The following is a 1,545-nucleotide window of genomic DNA, read 5'->3' as shown; positions in this document are numbered from 1 at the left end:
GGCCGGGTCCGCGTGCCCGCCTCCGGGCCCGGCACGTTCACGGTCGCGGCGGCCGGGGCGACGGGCGGGCGGTACGCCTACCGGGTCGAGGTGGAGGACGGGTCGGGGGTCGAGCCGGACGAGGCGGCCGAGCGGATCGCCGCCGTCCTCGCGGCCCCGCGCGGCTGGGCGCACGGCGGGGAGCGCTCGTTCCGCCGGGTGTCCTCGGGCCCGGCGGGGCTGGTCGTGCGCATAGCGACCCCGGCCACCACGGACCGGATCTGCGGGGAGGGCGGGATGGACACGCGCGGCGAGGTCAACTGCCGGATCGGCGAGAAGGTCATGGTCAACCTCAAGCGCTGGCAGACGGGTTCGCCGGAGTTCGACGGGCCGCTCGGCGAGTACCGGGCGCTGATCATCAACCACGAGGTGGGTCACTGGCTCGGCCGCGGGCACGAGACCTGCCCCGGAAAGGGCCGCCCCGCCCCCGCGATGATGCAGCAGATCTACGGGCTCAAGGGGTGCGTCGCGAACGCCTGGCCGTACGCCGAAAACGGCACATATCTGGGCGGACCAGCCGTGCCGTAACGATTCTCCAGTCGGTGGCCGCCCCACCTCACAGGCAGGTGGACTGAACCGATGGGTCCGCTCACCGGTCCTACAGCGGGGGACGGAACCGCCGATCACTGGGGAGGGGCACCGATGCCCGAATGGACACGGCGCCGAAGCGGGCGGGGGGTCGGCGGCCGGAGCCGGCTGCTGGCACTGACGGTCGTCCCGGTCGTGCTGGTGGCCGCCGTGGTCGCCGGACTCCGCTGGAACAGCACCCACGGGCCCGGCTCCGCGCCGGCGTTCACCGTGGCGCGGGCCGCCGCCACCGAGGGCGGCCGGGGCCACGCCTACCGGGTGGAGGTGGAGGACGGCTCCGGGGTGGACGCGGACAAGGCCGCCGCCGTCGTCGCGCGCGTCCTGGCCGCGCCGAGGGGCTGGGCGCACCGCGGCGAGCAGCGGTTCCGGCAGGTCGCGGACGGCCCGGCGGGCCTGGTCATACGGATCGCGACCCCGGCCACCACGGACCGGATCTGCGGCAAGAGCGGGCTCGACACCCATGGCGAGGTCAACTGCCGGGTCGGGTCCGAGGTGATCGTCAACCTCAAGCGCTGGCAGACCGGTTCGCCGGAGTTCGACGGGCCGCTCGGCGAGTACCGGGCGCTGATCATCAACCACGAGGTGGGTCACTGGCTGGGCCGCGGCCACGAGACCTGCCCCGGCAAGGGCCGCCCCGCGCCCGCCATGATGCAGCAGATCGACGGCCTCAAGGGCTGCGTCGCCAACGCCTGGCCGTACGACGCGAAGGGCCGGTACCTGGGCGGACCGCCCGTGCCGTAGGGGCGCCGGGGTTCCCCCTCAGCGCTGCCGGTACACGAGCCGCCCCGCCGCGATCGTCGCCACGCAGCTCGCCGCGCCCGCCGCCAGCAGGGCCGCCTCGTCGGGTGCGTCGAAGGCGGCGAGGTCCGCGCGGGCGCCGACCGTCAGGGGTGCCGCCGTCGCGTCGGCGACCGCGGC

The 1,545-nt window shown here is 75.5% G+C and carries 2 protein-coding genes; both read left to right on the top strand.

The window, feature by feature from the left end; all coding sequences use genetic code 11:
• The coding region (locus tag MHW47_RS35315; protein ID WP_239227892.1) for a DUF3152 domain-containing protein at positions 1-567 on the top strand (567 nt) is incomplete at its 5' end.
• Between the two features lie 114 nt (positions 568-681).
• A complete protein-coding gene (locus MHW47_RS35310; RefSeq protein WP_239227891.1) occupies positions 682-1,368 on the top strand; it encodes a DUF3152 domain-containing protein in 687 nt (228 codons plus the stop codon).
• Positions 1,369-1,545 lie beyond the last annotated feature (177 nt).

The organism is Streptomyces sp. OfavH-34-F, from assembly GCF_022347745.1.
Taxonomy (GTDB): Bacteria; Actinomycetota; Actinomycetes; order Streptomycetales; family Streptomycetaceae; genus Streptomyces.
The sequence above is the reverse complement of the archived record's forward strand: the minus strand, read 5'-3'. Positions and strand labels throughout refer to the sequence as shown.

Coding starts and splice junctions, on each gene's coding strand:
- MHW47_RS35310 (WP_239227891.1), top strand. CDS start 682: ATGCCCGAATGGACACGGCGCCGAAGCGGGCGGGGGGTCGGCGGCCGG.